The 19,154-nt window shown below is 46.9% G+C and carries 20 protein-coding genes; 16 read left to right on the top strand and 4 right to left on the bottom strand.

Annotation, left to right across the window (positions count from 1 at the left end):
- The first annotated feature begins 64 nt into the window (after positions 1-64).
- Genes phoU through ACLVWR_RS02030 form a run of 3 tightly spaced genes read left to right on the top strand, consistent with a single transcriptional unit; the run spans position 65 to position 2,854 of the window.
- Positions 65-730 carry a phosphate signaling complex protein PhoU gene (phoU, locus tag ACLVWR_RS02040; RefSeq protein ID WP_413582288.1) on the top strand — a complete coding sequence of 222 codons (666 nt, stop codon included), beginning with the start codon at positions 65-67 and terminating at the stop codon, positions 728-730.
- The gene (locus ACLVWR_RS02035) at positions 723-1,427 is read left to right on the top strand and encodes a response regulator transcription factor (RefSeq protein WP_413582287.1); all 705 of its coding nucleotides are present in this window, start codon (positions 723-725) and stop codon (positions 1,425-1,427) included. Before phoU ends, ACLVWR_RS02035 begins: the two co-directional genes overlap by 8 nt.
- Positions 1,424-2,854, top strand: coding sequence for a sensor histidine kinase (locus ACLVWR_RS02030; protein ID WP_413582286.1), 1,431 nt, complete (start codon positions 1,424-1,426; stop codon positions 2,852-2,854). Before ACLVWR_RS02035 ends, ACLVWR_RS02030 begins: the two co-directional genes overlap by 4 nt.
- A gap of 61 nt (positions 2,855-2,915) precedes the next feature.
- Here the strand turns inward: ACLVWR_RS02030 and ACLVWR_RS02025 are convergent, their stop codons facing one another.
- Positions 2,916-3,491 carry a DUF3011 domain-containing protein gene (locus ACLVWR_RS02025; protein ID WP_413582285.1) on the bottom strand — a complete coding sequence of 192 codons (576 nt, stop codon included), beginning with the start codon at positions 3,489-3,491 and terminating at the stop codon, positions 2,916-2,918.
- 145 nt (positions 3,492-3,636) lie between these two features.
- On the opposite strand from ACLVWR_RS02025, the gene ACLVWR_RS02020 reads away from it, so the two are divergent.
- Both ACLVWR_RS02020 and ACLVWR_RS02015 read left to right on the top strand, forming a co-directional pair.
- Positions 3,637-4,521: an RsmB/NOP family class I SAM-dependent RNA methyltransferase gene (locus ACLVWR_RS02020; protein ID WP_413582284.1), complete on the top strand. Its 885-nt coding sequence runs from the start codon at positions 3,637-3,639 to the stop codon at positions 4,519-4,521.
- A gap of 170 nt (positions 4,522-4,691) precedes the next feature.
- A complete protein-coding gene (locus tag ACLVWR_RS02015; protein ID WP_413582283.1) occupies positions 4,692-5,021 on the top strand; it encodes an SMR family transporter in 330 nt (109 codons plus the stop codon).
- A 43-nt stretch (positions 5,022-5,064) separates the two neighbouring features.
- Here the strand turns inward: ACLVWR_RS02015 and ACLVWR_RS02010 are convergent, their stop codons facing one another.
- On the bottom strand, positions 5,065-5,856 hold the full coding sequence (locus tag ACLVWR_RS02010; RefSeq protein WP_413582282.1) for an SPFH domain-containing protein: 792 nt from the start codon (positions 5,854-5,856) through the stop codon (positions 5,065-5,067).
- A 174-nt stretch (positions 5,857-6,030) separates the two neighbouring features.
- The gene (locus ACLVWR_RS02005) at positions 6,031-6,300 is read right to left on the bottom strand and encodes a DNA-dependent DNA polymerase (protein ID WP_340596555.1); all 270 of its coding nucleotides are present in this window, start codon (positions 6,298-6,300) and stop codon (positions 6,031-6,033) included.
- Positions 6,301-6,387: 87 nt separating this feature from the next.
- On the opposite strand from ACLVWR_RS02005, the gene ACLVWR_RS02000 reads away from it, so the two are divergent.
- The 9 genes from ACLVWR_RS02000 to ACLVWR_RS01960 are packed head-to-tail and all read left to right on the top strand — an operon-like array spanning position 6,388 to position 15,011.
- Positions 6,388-7,644 (top strand): DUF814 domain-containing protein, encoded by a 1,257-nt coding sequence (locus ACLVWR_RS02000; protein WP_413582281.1) that lies wholly within the window; start codon positions 6,388-6,390, stop codon positions 7,642-7,644.
- Positions 7,645-7,684: 40 nt separating this feature from the next.
- Positions 7,685-8,623, top strand: coding sequence for an ABC transporter ATP-binding protein (locus ACLVWR_RS01995; RefSeq protein WP_413582280.1), 939 nt, complete (start codon positions 7,685-7,687; stop codon positions 8,621-8,623).
- Positions 8,620-9,393: an ABC transporter permease gene (locus tag ACLVWR_RS01990; RefSeq protein WP_413582279.1), complete on the top strand. Its 774-nt coding sequence runs from the start codon at positions 8,620-8,622 to the stop codon at positions 9,391-9,393. The genes ACLVWR_RS01995 and ACLVWR_RS01990 overlap by 4 nt, the downstream gene beginning before the upstream one ends.
- 2 nt (positions 9,394-9,395) lie before the next feature.
- Positions 9,396-10,928, top strand: coding sequence for a GldG family protein (locus tag ACLVWR_RS01985; protein ID WP_413582278.1), 1,533 nt, complete (start codon positions 9,396-9,398; stop codon positions 10,926-10,928).
- On the top strand, positions 10,925-11,905 hold the full coding sequence (locus ACLVWR_RS01980; RefSeq protein ID WP_413582277.1) for a DUF4340 domain-containing protein: 981 nt from the start codon (positions 10,925-10,927) through the stop codon (positions 11,903-11,905). The genes ACLVWR_RS01985 and ACLVWR_RS01980 overlap by 4 nt, the downstream gene beginning before the upstream one ends.
- A gap of 1 nt (position 11,906) precedes the next feature.
- Positions 11,907-12,899: a galactokinase gene (locus tag ACLVWR_RS01975; RefSeq protein WP_340596561.1), complete on the top strand. Its 993-nt coding sequence runs from the start codon at positions 11,907-11,909 to the stop codon at positions 12,897-12,899.
- On the top strand, positions 12,845-13,822 hold the full coding sequence (locus tag ACLVWR_RS01970; protein ID WP_413582276.1) for a DUF429 domain-containing protein: 978 nt from the start codon (positions 12,845-12,847) through the stop codon (positions 13,820-13,822). Before ACLVWR_RS01975 ends, ACLVWR_RS01970 begins: the two co-directional genes overlap by 55 nt.
- 19 nt (positions 13,823-13,841) lie before the next feature.
- On the top strand, positions 13,842-14,657 hold the full coding sequence (locus ACLVWR_RS01965) for a class I SAM-dependent methyltransferase (RefSeq protein ID WP_413582275.1): 816 nt from the start codon (positions 13,842-13,844) through the stop codon (positions 14,655-14,657).
- A gap of 15 nt (positions 14,658-14,672) precedes the next feature.
- On the top strand, positions 14,673-15,011 hold the full coding sequence (locus tag ACLVWR_RS01960) for an ankyrin repeat domain-containing protein (RefSeq protein ID WP_413582274.1): 339 nt from the start codon (positions 14,673-14,675) through the stop codon (positions 15,009-15,011).
- Here ACLVWR_RS01960 and ACLVWR_RS01955 read toward each other — a convergent pair.
- On the bottom strand, positions 15,008-15,934 hold the full coding sequence (locus tag ACLVWR_RS01955) for a CorA family divalent cation transporter (RefSeq protein ID WP_413582273.1): 927 nt from the start codon (positions 15,932-15,934) through the stop codon (positions 15,008-15,010). The genes ACLVWR_RS01960 and ACLVWR_RS01955 overlap by 4 nt on opposite strands.
- Positions 15,935-15,943: 9 nt before the next feature.
- Between ACLVWR_RS01955 and ACLVWR_RS01950 the strand changes: the two genes are divergently transcribed.
- Positions 15,944-16,780 carry an alpha/beta hydrolase gene (locus ACLVWR_RS01950; protein ID WP_413582272.1) on the top strand — a complete coding sequence of 279 codons (837 nt, stop codon included), beginning with the start codon at positions 15,944-15,946 and terminating at the stop codon, positions 16,778-16,780.
- 158 nt (positions 16,781-16,938) lie between these two features.
- Entirely contained in the window at positions 16,939-19,122 is a 2,184-nt protein-coding gene (locus tag ACLVWR_RS01945) for a hypothetical protein (protein WP_413582271.1), read from the top strand.
- The last annotated feature ends 32 nt before the right edge of the window (positions 19,123-19,154 follow it).

The raw sequence follows: 19,154 nt of genomic DNA, 5'->3' as shown, positions 1-19,154 counted from the left end.
GCCGTGTTAAGCGGTGTTTTTTACTCTGAAAACCCTTATACAACCATTTAAACGGGGAATACGTATGGAACGTGCCATCGACACTCAGCTCGAAGATCTAAAGAAAATGATTCTGGTAATGGGTGGTCATGTTGAAAAAGCCCTCTCGCAAGTGACTTCTGCTCTTTTATCCCGTGATGCTTCAGCATTCCAGGAAGTCCACGAGATCGAAAAACGTATTAACGAAGATCATATTCGCGTGGATAACGTGTGCATGCACATTCTGGCTAAGCAAGGCCCGGTGGCAAAAGACCTGCGTTTGATTATTTCAGTTCTAAAAATCAACAATGACCTGGAGCGCATGGGCGATCAAACCGTGAATATTTCTTACTCCGGTAAGGACTATCTGGGGCGTAAACCGATTCCTGCGCAAACCGCAGACATTCAAAGAATGTCTGAAATAGCCGGCAACATGGTCAAAGGTTCGTTGGATTGTTTTGTTCGAGGCGACGCTGTCGAGGCGAAAAACATCCTGTTGATGGACGATGAAATCGACACATTGAAAAACAAAGTTTTTAAAGACGCAATTCAACATATGAAGTCCAATCCGGACGATGTTGAGGCAAGCATGGATTTCATTTTAATCGCGCGAAATTTGGAGCGTTTGGGTGACCACGCGACCAATATCGCCGAAGACGTGATCTTTGCATATACGGGTAAAGACGTTCGACATGGGGGCAAGTTTGGCTGAAAATTCAGTTCAGGTGATGGTGGTAGAGGATGAACAGGAGATTCGTGAACTGATGGCGTTGCATTTACTGCGTCAAGGTTACCGAGTGACTGAATGTGGTTCTGCCGAAGAAGCCCTCGCTGAAATGAATGCCAAAAGCTACCAGGTCTTTATTCTGGATTGGATGCTTCCCGGACTTCACGGTGTCGACATCCTGGAGCGAATCAAAGCCCAAAACAAAAACTCCTCCGTCTTGATGGTGACTGCGAAAACAGAACCACAGGATATCGTGATGGGTTTGGAGCGTGGTGCAGATGACTACCTGACCAAACCCTTCAATCCCTCAGTGTTGATGGCAAGGGTAAAAGCCCTGCTTCGTCGTGCAAATCCGAAAGCCGAGGAAGTGATCAAAGAAGACAGTGAAATTAACATTCACGGTCTTAGGATGAATTTCAAGACTTACGAAATTTCCTATAACGGCGAGACCCTGCATTTGACTCCCTCGGAGTTCAAGCTGTTGGGAACGTTGGTTCAGAATCACGGTGTGGTTTTGACTCGTGAAAAGCTGATCGAAAATATCCAAGGTGAAGGAATCAGCGTTGTGGGTCGTACAATTGACACCCACGTCTTCGGACTGCGCAAAAAACTGGGCGGTTGGGGTGATCGCATTGAAACCATCCGTGGCGTGGGCTACCGGGTAAAAATGGATCAAGCATGACCAGTTTCATTCGTTTTCCGTGGCGTCTGTTTTGGAAGCTGCTGATCTTTCAGGTTGTCGTGTTCAATTTGCTGGCGTTCATCGTTGCGGCGTCATTGGATACCCAGCATCGCATGCCGGACTTTGTCTACTCGGATTTCCTTCTGAACTTCTTCGTGTTCAGTATTTTGATAGCGGCAATTCTTGCTTACCGTTTCGTTCGTCCTGTTCATAAAGTTATTTTAAAAGCCCTGCGCATTTCCAATAAGCGTGCTTATGGGGAGCTTGTTTCTTCGGACTCGGAAGACCTGTTGGACGATGACGGGGATGATCTTTCTGAGCTTGAAGTGGCTTTGGACAAGATTCATAAAAAGATGAAACGCCGTAAGGCGAACTTCCTGCAAGCGCAAGAAGAGTCCCAGGCTTTCATGAGCTCGGTATCAGAAGGTCTGGTCAGCATCAGTCTTGATGAAAAGATTTTGTATTTTAATTCGCAGTTTGCAGCCCAATTTCTAAAAGGCCCGCAGTTGTCCATGGAGAATCTGCGTCTGAAGGATGCGATTCGCTCCTCAGATGTGCTCGAAGGTTTTGAAAAAACCATCAAGACCGGCAAAGTGAACCGTTTCACCGTCAAATTGCCGACATTGATTGATAATCAACCGCGCTTTTTCTCGGTTTCAGTAAATCCAATTCGCAACGAGAAAACCCGTGAAGTTTACGGAATCGTTGGGATCTTCCACGATATCTCCGAGCTTAAAAAGGCCGAACAGATTCGCATTGAATTTGTCGGCAATGCCTCCCACGAACTGCGTACGCCTCTGACTTCAATCAAGGGTTACGTGGATACCTTGAAGGAAGATATCAACAACGGGCAAATTGAACAGGCGGGGAAATTTATCAATATCGTTTCCCGCAACATCGATCGTTTGATGGACTTGGTGAACGACCTGTTGTCTTTAACTTCGATGGAAGCCAGCAATTCTGAATTAAGACTTGAATTGATTCATCCACTGCAAATTTCTGAGTACGTGGTCTCAGAGATGGCTGTACTTGCCGCCGAAAAGAACATCGCCATCCGCGTGGTGGGTGAAGTGCCGCCGTTTAAGGCTGATGCCCGCAAAGTCGAGCAGGTGCTGCGCAATCTGGTTTCTAATGCCGTAAAGTTCATTCCAAATGGTAAGACCGTGCAAATTCGCTGGGAGCGCGACATCAAGGAGTACATTATTCTTAGAGTGATCGATGACGGCCCGGGGATTCCAAATGAACATTTGGATCGTCTGTTTGAGCGATTTTATCGTATCGACAAAGGCCGCACCAGAGACGCTGGTGGTACGGGGTTGGGCTTAGCCATTGTTAAACACATCATGCAAAGTCATGGTGGTACAGTGGCGGTGAAATCCCAGTTGGATGTCGGCACGGAATTTATTTGTGCCTTTCCGATTCGTTGATTCTTTTAAGCTAATTTAGAATAAAAAAAAGACCAGCCGAAGCTGGTCTTTTTTTTTGAGATTAGTATCTCTCGATTGCAAATACTCCGCGGCAACCGCGATCTACCCACACATAGTTTCTTGCGAAACCGAATGATCTTCCAGCGATACAAGCAGAGTCAGAACGCTGTCTTGCCAAGTAGAAGTTACGAATGCCGTATGGGTTGATGTAGCAAGTGTTGTAACGGTTGCCATGGGACTCACACGTTACATATTCGATTGTTGGGCGGTGTGGAGGCGGGTAACCTGGGCCACCATGACCGGGACCACCGTGTCCTGGAGGACGTGGATGAGGACGTGGGCCGGGACCTGGGCGAGGACCGGGACGAGGACCCGGGCCTGGGCGAGGTGCAGGGTGTGGGCCCCAGTGACCATCATCGCGACCGCGGCCTGGATTGCCGCGACCTGGGCCATCATGCCGACCACCGCGACCGAAAGCTGTGATGTCTTCGTCTAGTGTCATGCCGTCAGTGTAAGCGGACATATCCATTTCTTCGCTGTAGGCAGCGGCTTCGTTTTCATACAATTCAGATTCATTTGCGTGAGCAACGTGTGCAAAAGCGCAAACAGTAACCAAGGACAACAAGAGTGTTTTCATAAACTTTTCCTTCTTAAGTGGTGTCGTTTTGACGTTTCGTTTGTTCCGGTAACTAATAATGCGAGGATCATGCCTGAATTATCTGGAGCCACTAAGGCCCTTTTTCTTCGTGACGCATAGTGAAAAATGTCTTATCTAATACACCATGCAACCGACCCATCCGTTTTACTTACATTTTCAAAAGGTTTATGGCGATCGTTGGCCAGCGGTTTTTGCTGCGCTACAAAACTCCGAGCAGCAAGTGGCTCGCGTAAATAATTTGGGCTCCCAAGATGCGACTGCTAAATCCTGGCAGAGTTTTGAAACCAAAGAACAGCTGCCGGGCTGCTTTTGGATTCCCGTAGATCAGGGAAGTCATCCTGAGCGTCGTCAGGACGAGTTGCTGGATACTTATGTGATGGATCCGGCAAGTGTGATGGTGGCGCGCGCGCTGGATGCACAGCCTGGTGATCGTTTACTGGATATGTGTGCGGCCCCAGGTGGGAAAAGTTTAATTATGATCGAAGCCATCTCTGACGAAGGCGAGATCTTTTGCAACGATTTGTCGCCGGAGCGTCGTGAACGTTTGAAAAAAGTGATTCAACAGTACGTACCGCGTAGTGTACGTGATCGCGTGTGGGTGACTGGTAAAGACGGTGTGCAGTTTGGATTGAAAGAAGCCAACAGCTTTGATCGCATCCTTTTGGATGCCCCTTGTTCCGGTGAACGCCACATTCTAGAAAACACTAAAGCTCAAGAAGAGTGGAGTCCGCGCAGAACAGAACATCTGGCGACTCGTCAGTATTCATTGCTAGCGGCAGCTTTGCTTGCTGTAAAACCCGGCGGGCGCATTGTCTATTCCACATGCTCCATCAGTCCGACAGAAAACGACGACGTCATTCGCAAACTTTTAAAAAAGAAAAAAGATGCCGTCAAACTTTTGCCAGCCGATCCCGGTATTGGTGGCGAGTCCACGGAATTTGGTGTGGCCTACATGCCGGATCGCTGTGGGTTTGGTCCTTTATATTTTGCAGTGATTGAAAAGACGTAGCGTCTGATTGGCAAAGTGTGAGATTGCAAGACAGGCGACTTGACCGTTTTTTCAAAACCAGTATAATAGTAGTTACTGGAAATCGCAGTCTGGTTTGGTTAGCCCGGACACTCTAAATCAAAGAGCAGAGATTCGCTTCACGCGAAACACCCTCAGAAGAAGGGTGTTCTATGTCTTATTTGCAGTTGGCTATAGCAATTATTTTCGAACTTGTTGGTACCACTTTGTTGAAAAAGTCCGAGGGGTTTTCCCATGCCGGCTTTGCCATGGCATCGGTGCTTTGTTATGGCGTCGCATTTTATTTTTTAAGTAAAGTGATGGTCGTGATTCCAGTTGGAATTGCCTATGCAATCTGGTCCGGAGTGGGGCTGTTTTTGTTAACGTTGATCGGCTATTTTGTATGGAAAGAAAAATTGGACCTTCCGGCAATTGTCGGGATGGTGCTGATTGTTTCTGGAGTAGTGGTCATTAATGTTTTCTCGAAAACGGCTGGGCATTAATAATAAAAGCCTGCGCGGAGCAGGCTTTTATTAGATTAAACAACTAGCGAACGTTGACCATGCCCTTAAAATCAGAAGGGATCACGATTGTGTTCACTTTACCGTTAGCAATCGCTTCAGCAATCTTCATGTTCGCCATGGCAGCCATGTATTCGATGGCACCTTTGTTGGAATTCAAAGCTGCAATACGCTCTGCCTCTTTTTTTGCAGTTTGCACTTCAACCTCTTTTTGCTTGTATTCATTCTTGGCCCGAACCAGTTCATTTGCGGAGGCAACGACCGAATCTGCAGGCAGAATCACACGCACCAGAACCTGGCTGACCGTGATGGATGTATCCAACTTTTCTTCTGCCAAAGTGTGAATGATAAGTTCTTTAACTTCAGTTTCGATAGCCTGACGGTTGTCATTCATATCCAAAGCTTCGTACTTGCGCGCAGATTTATAAATAGCATTTCTGGCTGCTTGGTGAACGTAGTTGTACATCAAGTAAATGTCACCATCGTGTTCAGCGTGGAAAGAACGGTTCTTTTTCACGTACAATTCGCTGACGGCCTGCGGATTGATGTTATAAACCACCATCGCATCAAAGTCCTTCATGGTGCTGTTGTCTTTGGCAAGGGGAGTGATGTCATCCACGCGCACGCTGACGTCCTTAACCGGGAAAGTCAGAACGCTGCCGATGACTGTTTGATTGAAGCTTCCCGGAAGCAATTCGCCGGGGCTGATTTGTTTGTCGAACCCGATGCGAACACCGACTTCGCCGGTTTCAATACGAGTACAAGCGACAAGGGTGGAGAGAGTTGAAACAAGTAGAAGGGCGCAGCTGGGTTTCACGAGGGGCTCCTATAAAGTTGAGTTACTCTATTTCGCCACATCCAATATCGTAAATTAAGGTAATTAGACGAAGCTGTACCTTGGGCTTAAATCATTTTGAGGTCAAAGTTGGCAGTTTGTACACCCGTAGAAAAAAAGCCTGCTTTAGGAGCAGGCTTTCGTTAAAGCACTAATCTAGTTGTCGTTCTTTTGACGGAACTTGTGGCGGCGATAATCTTCCAGCGTCAAAAAGCCGTAGGTTTTTTTGCGGTAGATTTCGATCGTCTCTGCTTCGACGTCTTCCATCACTTCTTCCATAAAATCGATAGGGATGTTGCCTAGTCCCATCAATTGCAGCGTGTAGATGTGCACCACACGATTGATGAAATCCGGGGTTTTTTCCCGCATGTTTTTGGTTTCTAGAAGTTGGGTCTCAACGATTTTCAGCAAAGCATCATTTTTCATATTCAATTTATCGGAATGCGAAATCGGAACCTAAGTACTTGTTGGAAATTTGGCCCAAAGAATGACACAATCAGCAGGATGAAAGCCATGACCCAACAAGAACTTAACAATTTTGTGAATCACTTTGAGCAGGTGCTCATGGGGGCACAGTTGCAGGAAGTGTTGGCGATCGACCGTGGTCTGGCTTTGTCATTTCATAATAGAACACAGTTCTGGCTGATACTGGACCTTGTGCCTAACACCCCTATGATGCTGGTTTTTGAAAATCAGTGTCCCTTTAAGAAGGGTCCCAAGCCCAAACCGGTAGGGTTGTTTCTGAATTCCAACGCCAAAAATCTTTATGTGTCGGGATTTAAAGTACTCAGTGAGTTCGGCCGCGTCGCCGTGCTGACTTTGTCCAACACCACCATCACCTGTGAGCTTGAAATTCGTTTGATTCCCAAGCAGTGCAATCTGCTGGTGCGAGCCGAAGGTAAAACCATCGCTTGGGAAAAACCCTTGGAATTGAAGTCGGCACCAACGGTGGAGAATCCACCTGAACCCCGTGATTTGGTTGAAATCCACCAAGAATGGCTGGGCGAGCAAAGACAGGATAAGAAGCCGTCATTGGATCCGGTTGCGCAATGGGAAAAGCAAAAACAAAAAGATCTTGAGAAAAAGCGCAAGGCTCTTGATGAGATCCAAAAGCAGATCGAGAACGAAAAACATCTGGAGTGGCAGGAGACAGGAAATTTTCTGGTGGCCAATCGCACCTTGGAAGTTCCCGAACATTTGATAAGTTTTGTGAACCCACGGGAATCCTTAAGCTGGAATATTGAAAATACGTTTTCAAAATCCAAGCAGCTGGTGGCCAAAAAAGACGGGGCTCGGGAGCGCTTGGGAGAGCTGCAAAAAGAAATTGCGACACTTGAAAAGTCCCAATATCGCGAAAAACAGTCAGGCAAATCCGGTCTTGTGGATTTGATGCATAAAGCAGAGGCACGAGGGCGTAAGTTTGTTCTGGATTCCGGAGCATTGGCTTATTGTGGAAAGTCAGCGGCTGATAATTTAGCACTGCTTCGTCAGGCCAAAGCTTGGGACTATTGGCTGCATTTGAAGGACTATCCAGGGGCTCATGCCATTATTCACCGTCAGCGCGAGCAGGAAATCAGTCAGGCCGACATTCAGGAAGTGGCTTCGTGGGTCGCACGTGAGTCGCTTTCCTCAAAATCGCTGATGGTGGGGCAAAAAGTCGCTGTCGTCATGGTGGAGTGCCGTTTTGTACGTCCCATCAAGGGCGATAAATTGGGAAGAGTCACCTATCATTCGGAAAAGACATTTCATTTTTCTTTGCGTCAATCCTGACGAGTCTTGACTGACACTCTGTGCAGTCTAAAATTTTCACATGATTACTGTAAAAGATCTCACCAAAGATTACGGTCCCCGCAGAGCCATTGATCATTTGAATTTTTCAGTGAACAAGGGCGATGTTGTGGGTTTCCTAGGTCCCAATGGCGCCGGCAAGTCCACCACGATGAAAATCATCACGGGATTCATGGCTCCAAGTCATGGGTCGGCATCCGTCGCTGGATATGATGTTTTTGAAAATCCACTGGAAGTGAAAAAGCGCATCGGCTATTTGCCGGAAACTCCACCTGTGTATGGTGACATGTATGTGCGCGATTATCTGCGCTATGTGGCAGCTCTCAAGCAAGTGCCCAAAGAGAAAATTGAAAAGTCCGTCGACATGGCGATCGAAAAAACCAATCTGGGAGAAGTGCAAAAGCGTTTGATACAACACTTGTCCAAAGGGTTTAAACAACGTGTGGGTATCGCCCAGGCGATTGTGTCGGATCCTGAAGTTTTGATTTTGGATGAGCCGACCGTAGGTTTGGATCCAAAACAAGTGGCCGAGATCCGGGATCTGATCAAAGCCTTGCGCGGTCAGCACACGATTATTCTTTCCACGCACATTCTGCCGGAAGTGCAGGCGACGTGCGAAAAGATCATCATCATCAATAAAGGTAAAATCGTCATCGAGGACAGCATTCATCATTTGGCCACTATGGAACAGGGGCAAAGCCGCCTGACGATCCGTGTGGCTAAGGATATTTCCGATATGAAATCCGTTTTAGGGGACATGTCAGAAATCCTTTCTGTGCAAATGGGAAAATCCCACAAAGAGTGGCGCATCGATGTTCGTGGTGGTGATGAAATCGTCGCTGCGGTTTCTTCAAGACTGGTGAATCAAGGTTTAGGACTGCTTGAATTCAGTCCAAGTAAAATGGATTTGGAAGATGTGTTCCTAAGGCTCACATACGGCAAAGACGGAGGTGGGCGATGAATGGTGCTTGGATTATTTTGAAAAAGGAACTGAAAGGTTTCTTCTTCAATCCGACATATTGGATTATCTGCTTTTTGGTAAGTCTGGTGTTCAGCTGGATTTATCCGTTGCAGCTGTGGGGTTTTGCCCAATTGTTGATGAACTATGTGGCGCAACAGGGGATTCCCGCAAATCAATTGAACATTCACTATGGAGTGTTCTTGCGACAGCTGTCCTATTTAAATTTGATTTTGATTTTCGTGGTGCCGGCTTTGACCATGAAGCTGTTTGCTGAAGAAAAAAAGATGCGCACCTTTGATTTGCTTTTAACTTCGCCAGTGACTTCAACACAGATTGTGGTGGGTAAATATCTGGCGGCTGTGGGCGCTGTTGGTGGGATTGTGCTGCTGGCACTATCTTATCCGGTGGCGACAGCGACTTTGGCGAAAATCAACTGGGGTCCTTTGTTTGTGGCATTCTTCGGAATTTTCGTTGTGGGTTCGGTTTATACGGCCATGAATTTGTTCTGTTCAGCCCTGACCGAGAACAGCTTGGTGGCCTATGTGATGTCCGTCATTTTGAATGTATCCATCTGGTTTGTCGGAATCGGTGCCGAGGTCGTGGATAGCGAGATTGCACGCAAAGTTTTTGAGCATGTTTCTTTAAGCACGCATCTTTCAACTTTGGTTGAAGGCACGATTCGCACAAATGGTCTGGTCTTTTTTGGCAGTCTTATTTTGTTGTTCTGCTTTTTGTCAGAGCGCGTGGTTGAATCTTCCCGTTGGAGATAGTGATGAGCAAGTTAAGTAAGATTTCATTTTTGATGGCGGGTATTTCACTGGTGTGTATGTCAATCACACGCTACATCCTGGGACAATGGGTGCCATTCTGCTGGCTCGCTTTGGGTATGGCAGTATTATTCCTGGCAATCGGAATTATCAAAGACCGCGCGTTCTTTAAGGAATTCCTGACAATGAAGACCACCAAAGAAGGCATGAGCATGGGCGTTTTGATCCTGTTGATGCTCGCCGTACTTTCAGTGGTGAACTACCTGGGTGTTCGCCACTACGCGACCTGGGATTTTTCAACGGCGCAGTCCAATACTTTGGCAGAGCAGTCCATCAAGCTTGTTAAAAGCCTTGATTCAGAATTGAAAGTTTACTTCTTCTATAAAAAGGGTGTTGAAGGCAACGAAGAAAACCGTCGTTCTTTCCGGGATTTGATCAAGAAGTACCAGGATATCAACACCAATATTCAGTTGAACTTTGTCGAAGTGAATGAGCGCCCGGATCTGGCAAAAGAGTTTGGCGTTGATAAGGGCAGTGGGACTGCATTTGTCGAGTACAAAGGACGCCGCAATCTTCTGCAAAAAATCGACGAGCAGGAGTTCACAAGTTCATTGGTTAAGGTGACTCGCGAAAAAAACAAGACAATCTACTTTACCATCGGACACGGCGAAGCGGCGATTGATGATGCGAAAGAAGGATTGGGACTGAATGCATTGAAGGTGATTCTGGAGCGCAACCGTTACACGGTAAAACTTCTGCCTTTGATTCAGGATCCTGTGGTCCCGGTGGACGCGGATGTTGTGGTGATTGCCGGTCCGATTCAGAATTTTCTGGCCCATGAAATCGAGGCCTTGGAAGCGTACCTAAAAAAAGGTGGCAGTCTGTTTATTGCCCTGGAATCCCAGAACACTGCAAACCTGGATAAGCTGGTTGCGAAAATGGGTATCGAACTGGGTAACAACTATATTTTTAATATTGTTGATACTGTGATGGGTCAGGGAGTTAATCAAGGGCCGGTGATGGGTTCGGTGTTTTCTCCGATGAATGAGATCACCAAATCCTTTGGTGCGAGCGAAGTGACTTTGTTCCGTCATCCTCAGTCATTGAAGGCCAAAGAAATTCCGGGCATGGCTGTTGATGAGTTGGTCAGAACCAATCCCAAGTCCATGGCCTTTTCAAGTCTGGCATTAAAAGATGATGGCCCGGTGGGAAGCTTTGCATTGGTGGATCAAGTGATCGGTCAATGGGATTCGGATCCTAAAAACAAGCAATTCTCGGCGATCATCGCCGGGGATGTGGACTTCATGACCAATCAGATGCTGTATCAAAATCTGAATCGTGATCTGGTTTTGAATGCCATTGCTTCTTTGGCAAAAGAGGAAAGCCTGATCAGCATTTCTCCGAAAGAAGCCCAGGCGACACAGCTCGTTTTGACTGAAACCAAATTTGGTATTTTCTTGTTCGCCTTTTTAATCCCGTTGCCATTGGTGCTTTTAGGCGCTGGTGTCACGCTTTACATGAGACGGAGAAACGCATGAAGAAGATCAAAGGTCGCGGCATTTTAGTAATGTGTCTGCTGTTGTTTGGTGGATACGCTTTGTATGATTATATGGCGCAAAAGAAGTCGGATGAACGGAAAGTTGCTGATGCCAAACTTTTTACCATGAACGTGGACCAGATTGACTTCATTGAACTCAAAAAAAGCGAGCAGGTGGTAACTCTTAAGCGCTCAGTTGAGGGATGGAATTTGGAGCAGCCCCTGAAGGATCTGGGGGATGATTCCGCTGCTGAAGACCTTATTAAGATGACCTCTTCTGAGAAAGTTCAGGATATCGCAGCCGATGGCGGCAATATCGATTGGACAGTTTACGGCCTGGATCAGCCCTATGGATCAGTGACGTTTGCAAACACTGCCGGGGAAAAGACCACGCTGTATGTTTCCAGTAAAAGTAATTTTGAAAACTTCCCCTTTGCCCGTCGTGATAACGACAACCGTGTGTTGGTTGTGAATACCAACTGGACGGCGCGTTTGGACAAGCCGGTGGTGGAGTTCCGTGACAGACGATTCTTGCGCCATAAAATGGGCTCCATTGAAAACTTTCGTTTAAAAAATATAAACGGAGTTCTGGATATCGCCAACAAAGACGGAAAATGGGTGGCTGTTGGTTCTTCTAATGTGGAGTTGGATCAGCAAAAGGTTCGCGAGACCTTCCGTAATATCGCCGACGCCAAAGGCGCGGACTATGTTGAGGGCGCTTTGCCGTCTTTGAAGCCGCTTTTCACTCTGGACCTGAAACTTGGTGATAAAAAATGGCAGGCCCAAGTCGGCCAGGCGGCAACGGGTAAGATCTATGCCGCTGTTTCTGATCCCAAGTTGCAAATGATGATGGAGCCTGGGGCTTTGGACAATTTGATCGAGCTTAAAATTGAAGACTTGAAAGTTGGGGCGACTCCGAAGCAAGATAATAAAGAGCAAAATGGTGCGCAACTCGCCCAAGAGAAAGACAGCAAGTAAGATGCAGAAAATTATCGTTAAATCGCCGACGCGCGTGGATCTGGCTGGGGGCACATTGGATTTGTGGCCCCTTTATCTATTTATCAATGGGGCCTCCACGGTGAATGTGGCGATCGATGTGTTCACGAATGTGGAGCTGACTCCGCATACGGATTCCACTATTGTTTTGGAATCAGTGGATTTGAAAGTTCGGAAGGCGTATTCCAATCTGGTGGAGGCACTTTCTGATCCGGATCCGATGATGATCCTGTTGCAAACTCAGTTGCGCTATTGGATGCCAACCAAGGGCTTCACTTTGAAGACGTCCTCTGACAGTCCGGTCGGTGGTGGGCTGGGTGGCAGTTCCAGTCTGACAATTGGTTTGATGAAGGCCTTTGCTCAGTTCTGTGAAAAGCCTTTCCGTAACGTTCACCACATGGTTCATTCCGCTCATAATATTGAGGCCGAGATTTTGAATACGCCAACGGGAACTCAGGATTATTATCCGGCGGCTTCGGGTGGTTTGAATATTCTTAGATATGGATACGACGGCATCGAGCAGGAAGTGATGAATGTCACAAACACGCCGCTGTCTGAAAAGTTCATGCTGATTTATACCGGCAAAGCCCATCACTCGGGATTGAATAATTTCGAAGTGATGAAAGATGCGGTGACCAAGGATCCCGGCACCATTCAGGCGCTTCGTGATCTGAAAGTGATTGCCATCGAAACTGAGCACGCTGTCCGCAGCGGAAACTGGGATGAGTTGGGACCACTTTTCAAACGTGAGTTTGAAGCACGTGTGCGTCTGGCACCGGAATTTTCAAGTCCGGAGATTCGCCGCTTGTCTGAACTCTCTTTGCAGAATGGGGCGGAGGCTGTTAAGATTTGTGGAGCTGGGGGCGGAGGCTGCGTGTTAGTCTGGTGTCCACCGGAAAAGAAAAAAGGAGTCGCAGACGCATGCCAAAAAGCCGGATTCCAAGTCATGGACGCAAAACCGGTAAATCCACTATAAAAAAGAAAGTGGTGAAAAAGACGACAAAGAAGGTTGCTGCCAAAAACGCGAAAAACCGAAATGTCGTCAAGGGCACTGCTGTATCCAACGTCTCACACTCCGGGGAAGTCCACCGTTTCATCGGTATCTCCCTGGGTGGCGGCAAGACCGACAAAGCCTGCGTCGCTGTTATCGAGTACTTCCCCAAGCACAGAAAAGTTTTTCTATCCCGTTTGGTCGAGAAAATCAAAAGCGACGAAGTGCATTCTGCTGATTTCAAAATTCACGAAATTATTGATCAATACCGCGGTGAGATCGACTCCATCGCATTCGATGTGCCATTTCGTTTCCCGGTGTGCTTAAGGGAAAACTGCTGTGGCGGCATCGAGGATTGTCCAAAACCACATATCAAGTGGATGTGGGACTACACCCGCAAACTGCATAAGAAAAAGAAACCGCGCAAGCTCTTCACACCCTACACCCAGCGCTGTGTGGAGATGTATTTGTCTTCTGAGTTGGAAGAGCCTTTCATTATGCAACATGCTTTGGGTGCCAACTGTGCACCGTTGCTGGCGCGAGCGATGTACTTGCGCCGTCGTTTGAAATTTGATTGTCTTGAGGTGTTCCCCAAGCTTTCCCTGTGGAGAATCGGTCGTTCGTTGCATGTGATGAAAAGCCATTTGTTGTTTCATAAACATGCCATCGGTGGTGATGAAAGCCGTCGTGCAATTCTGCACGCATTGAGCACTCACAATATTGCGTTTGTGTATGATCAGGATGTGAAGTTGATGATTGAAAACAATCACGCCTTTGAAGCCTTTATTTGTGCACTGACAGGCTTTTTAAGTTTTAAAGGTCTAACAGAACTTCGCCCTGATAATTTTCCTGAAGAAGAAGACTGGGTGGAGTTTCCTGTGCCATCTATCAAGTGGAGTTCCTTTTAAAATATCCTAATCTGAAACCATGGCTGGTGATTTTCCTTACCTACATGGTTTTAGCAAAGAAGAACAAGATCGGTTGCGCAAGCAGGCGCGCTTTGGCGAATTTACTGTTTATCAGAATATCAATCTTGCCAACGTGAAAAATCTTTTGGAAGTCGGTTGTGGGGTGGGGGCGCAAAGTGAAATCATTCTGCGCCGGTTTCCTGATCTGCATCTGACCGGAATTGATTTAAGCACCAATCAATTGAGTTCCGCCCGGCATCGGTTGGCGGCATTGCCGGGATTTGGCGGAAGATTTGAAATGAAACAGATGGATGCGACCAATATGGAGTTTGGTGCCAACTCATTTGATGGAGCATTTCTGTGCTGGATTCTGGAACATGTTCCGGATCCGATTCGCACTCTTTCAGAGGTACGCCGGGTTTTGCGTCCGGGCTCGCCGATTTATATAACAGAAGTCATGAACTCGTCGTTCTTTCTGGATCCCTATTCACCGAATGTCTGGAAGTACTGGATGGCTTTTAACGAATACCAATTGAAACAAAAGGGTGATCCCTTTGTGGGAGCCAAACTGGGTAACTTCCTGATGCAACTGGGGTATCACGATATTCAAACGGAAGTGAAGACCTGGTTCCTGGATAATCGCCAACCCCAGGCCCGCAAGGATTGTGTCGAGTACTGGACTGAGTTATTATTAAGTGCAAGTGACCAGTTGGTGAAGGCCCATTGCGTTTCCAAAGAAGTCGTCGAAGGCATGACTGCGGAAATGGCGACAGTGGCGAATGATCCCAATGCGGTCTTTTACTATAGCTTTGTGCAGGCTCACGCGCGCACTTGAAATCAAAGGACGTGAATGTCAGCAGGTGATTGGAAAGAAATGTACGGCGCTGCTGTCGCTGGGAATCTGGAACTGGTTCGCTATCACATTAAAAATGGTGTGAATCCCAACTATCAGCATCCGGAAATTATGTCGACGGCACTGGTAGCCAGTATTATCGCCAATCACATGGAGATCGCTTTATTCCTGCTGGAAAATGGCGCCGATCCAGCCTTGGTTTCAGAAATTGATAACATGACACCGATGCAGGCCGCAAAGTTGTTCAAACGGTCTGAGATGATTCGTATCCTGTCGAATATGATTTCCAAGCCAACTTTGATGGAGCGCCTTCGTTCCTTTTTCAAAGCTCGTTAAAAATCCTCTTTGGAAAGCCAGCCTTTGCGCCACACCCAAGTCAGAATTCCCAAGGCGATCACAACCATTATACCCAAGACCACGTAGTAGCCATTGTGGTGATCAAGTTCCGGCATGTATTTGAAGTTCATGCCATACAAACCCGCCAGGAAATTCAGCGGCAGGAAGAAGATCGAAACCACTGTCAGGATGCGCATGATCTCGTTGGTTTTGAAAGAGGCTTCATTGGTTTTCTGTGACATCAAAGCCAGATGCAAATTGAGGAGGCCGTTGATTTCCTCGACAATGTTGTCGCAATCGAAAATCAAAATGGAAAGGGGATCGCGCAGATAATCATAATTTAGCTTTGTGATTTTCTCGTGCTGTTGCAGATTGGTCAGTACGGAGTCAGTGAACTTGAAGATCTTTTTAAATCCAGAAGCGCGGCGTTTGATCAGATAGCCTTCACGCAAAATATGCTTTCTTTTCAGTGCATAAATGCGTTCTTCAATGGTGTCCATCTTGTTGATCAGCTCCTCCTGAGGAGCTTCAAAACTTTCCATCGTTTTCAAAAACAGACGTCCCAACAGCTGGGCCATGCTCAGTTGTTCGAAATTCACTTTTTCTTTTTTGTCGTCGATGCAAGGCAGGGGTTTGCGGTGCAAAGTCAGCACGAATTTCTTGCCAACATAAACGACCAGCTTGGTTGATAATTCCTGAATGGTCCCCGCAGTGGGATCTGCCTGATTATCAAAATGTCGCAAGGTCACCACTGCGATGTGATCAAGATACTCCACTCGCGGAAGATGTTCTGGATCCATGCAGGTGACCAGATTCTGAAACGGAATTTCAAACTCCTCCGCCAGATCGACGAAGGTTTCCTTGTTGGGGTCTTCGATATCAATCCACTTAAACTCTTGCCATTGATGTTCAAATCGTTTCATGATTCCAGTATGGCGAAGTTGCAGTCTCTGTGCTTTAAAATTCTAAGCTTCAGCGCGTTGTTGTTCTCTCTGACTGCATGCCAATCTGTTTTTTATCATCCTACTGACATCAAATATTACGATCCTGCGCGATTGAATTTGTCCTACGAGGACGTGCGTTTTAAAACCGCCTCAGGAAATGAAATTCACGCTTGGTATTTTGCGACTCCGCAAAAACAAAGCAAAGGCACGGTTTTATTCTTTCATGGGAATGCTCAAAATCTAAGCTCCCACTTCATGATGCTCTACTGGCTGCCGCAAGAGGGCTATAATTACATGATTTTTGATTACCCGGGTTATGGACAGAGTCCCGGCTCTCCCGATCCAAAAAACACGGTGGAGGCGGGGACAGCTGCGGCCGCTTGGTTAAGGGAAAACAAGGATCAAAGGCCTTTGATCATCTATGGTCAAAGCCTTGGGGGCATCATCGCAATGCAAACAGTCATTGAGATCAAGGATCGCCAACCGGTGCGCAATGTGATCATAGATGGGAGCTTTTCCTCATATCGTAAAATGGGGAGAAGGGCTTTATCTCGATCCTGGTTGACTTGGTGGCTTCAGCCCCTAACTTATGTGGTTCTAAGCGACTCCCAATCGCCCGAGCCCATTGAGAGAATCTCCCCGATTCCAATGCTTTTTATTCACGGCGCTAACGATCCTATAGTCGAATCTGAGAGCTCGGAAGAGATGTTCGCAGCGGCGCGTGAGCCCAAGCAATTCTGGCTGATTCCCGGTGGCCACCATGGGGACCTGTTCGAGGTCAATAGCAGAGAACTCCGTCAAAAGTTTCTCAATTATTTGCAATAGCAATTTTAGGTTTGATTCTTTTTACCAACCTGACTAGAAACTCCTACAAACTCGCAACCTTGAGATTCAATACAGAGGCCTAAACGATGGCACCGAGTATGCACACATGGGGAAGTGCACGAATCTTTCCGGGGTTGTGAAATCCAAAAGGAGTTCCTATGAAGTGGGGTAAGATAGGTTTAGCAGTGATCACTGCGATTCAATGTCAGGGCGCTTTCGCCGCACCGGCGAGCTTTAATCCGAGCCTGTTTCCAATCGATATTGCAACATCTTCAACGACTTCCGTGGATGATTTGTTTCCAACTCAGCCTCGTATCGGTGGCCAAGGTGTCGTTCCACCTCCAATTTCAATTAATCCAGTTCCGGGTACTCCAGGCTCTGGTCTTCCAACAGTTCCAGGTACTCCAGGTCAGCCGGGTCAACCAGGCCAACCAGCGACTCCAGGTGTTGGTGGTGTAGGTCTTCCAGTTATCGTTAAAGATTCAGCTGGAGTGGCTGAAGAGTTCAAATGTAATTTGTTTACAAACTCTGACAGCCAAGGTTACGCGGAAATCCTTTCTGCAGTGAACTCTTTGAATGCGGCTGTTAGCTCCCCATCATGCGCGGGCAACCAAATCAACCAACAAGCTGTGGTTGATAACAATAAAAAAATCTCGGATGCGATCGCTAAGATCCAGCCGTTCTTGAACTCAACTGAAGAAATCCCTAAGGAAAAAGTTCCTGAAATCGTGGCGAACGTGGACATTGCGATTCGTGCAGCAAGCACATTGGCAGCGTCTTTCTCCAGCACGGATTTGATGAACAAATCCTGCCGTGAGCAAATGAACGGTGGTCAAATTGCTTTGGCAATCAATGACATGATCAACGGTTTGACTCCGTACGCTTTGATGGCAGCATCAATGACTGGCGGTACAGCAGCAATCCCATTCATCGTGGGTGGTCAGGTTTTGACCAGCGCTATCGGCAGCATGGAAAAAATCGTGAACGAAAACTCCACGAAGATCCAAGACCCATTGGTTCGTCGTGCAGTTTTGGAAAACACATGCCAATACATCCGTCTTGAGCAAAAATACCGTTTCTTGACTAAAAACCGTGACGAGCAAATCGCTAAAATCTCCAAAGAGATGACTGTTGCACGTAACTACTCCATGAAGCTTTCCGGTGTTTCCAAAAACACCAACTCTTTGATGGTTCGTAAGAACGCTCTTAGCCAGGCTTCTTTGGAATTGAATACGACTTTGACTGCAGCTTCTGCACAATCCGAGTTGGACAAAGTTTTCGTACAAAGCACGACTGCTGATGCAATGATCTGTGAGTTGGGTGTTAACCTGGCTGCTACAGCTCAAGACAGCACTTCTTACGTTTCTCAACTTTTGAGCAGCGTAAACTACTCTTTGACGGCGACTGGCTACAAAGCGACTCCGATCACGAACACATTGAAAAGCTCCGGCGCACTTTATGTTCAAACTTTGCAAAAAGTTGCAGCTCGCGCAAATCCAGCGACTTGTGCAGCAACGACAAAGTACTTGCTTGAAGCAATGGACAAATCCGCAGTTGCAGCTCGTGATATCATGAAGCAAGCGCAAAAAGATTTGGATACAGAGCTAAGAAAATCTCCAGAGTACAACCAAATCCAGGCTCGTCTTGCGGTTTTGGCTGAAAAACAAGCTCAAGCAGCTCGTATCACAAACTCTTTGGATAACTTGAGAAAATACGCGAACTCTTTCAGCCAATCTGAAATCGACGCTGAAATGGCTCGTTTGAGAAGAGGTCTGTTCGAGACTCGTACTTTGGGTATCAACTCTCCGGTAATGGCTTGGTTTGACTACACGTCTGGCTTGCACAGAGCGTCTGTTTCCAAGTTCAAAGCTGGTTTGGCTTCCTTGCAAGAGCGTGCTTTCCGCATGACTGAAGCAGGTCAATTCATCCAAACTTATCAAGGTCCAAAATTGAATCCAAAAATCATGGCTCGTGACCGTGCAGCGGCTAACAACCTTGAGACATTGGTTCCATCCTTGTTGGTTAAAAACACTCAACTTTACGCTGACACTTGCCGTGAAACGCAAGACGTATGGAACCGTTGGGTTTCTGCAGTAGACCACTTGGCAGCTATCGAATCTTTCTGCCAAATGATCAACAACTACGTATACGACAACCGTTCTGAAGATCAGGACATGGTTCAAATGTGCCGTGGTATGCAAGCTGCTCGTGGCGTTGGTGCTTACCAATCCACTTTGGGTCGCATGAAATCAGACCTGGTGAACCAGTACACAAACAACTGGGCAATCTTGATCAAGAAAAGAATCGATGCTCTTGGCTGCGAAGCTGTGACAGCGTTCTAATCTGAACTGAAATCAAAAAATCAAAAGACCGA

The organism is Bdellovibrio sp. HCB288, assembly GCF_047305935.1.
Classification (GTDB): domain Bacteria; phylum Bdellovibrionota; class Bdellovibrionia; order Bdellovibrionales; family Bdellovibrionaceae; genus Bdellovibrio.
Note: the sequence above shows the minus strand (reverse complement) of the source record. Positions and strands in the feature narration are given on the sequence as shown.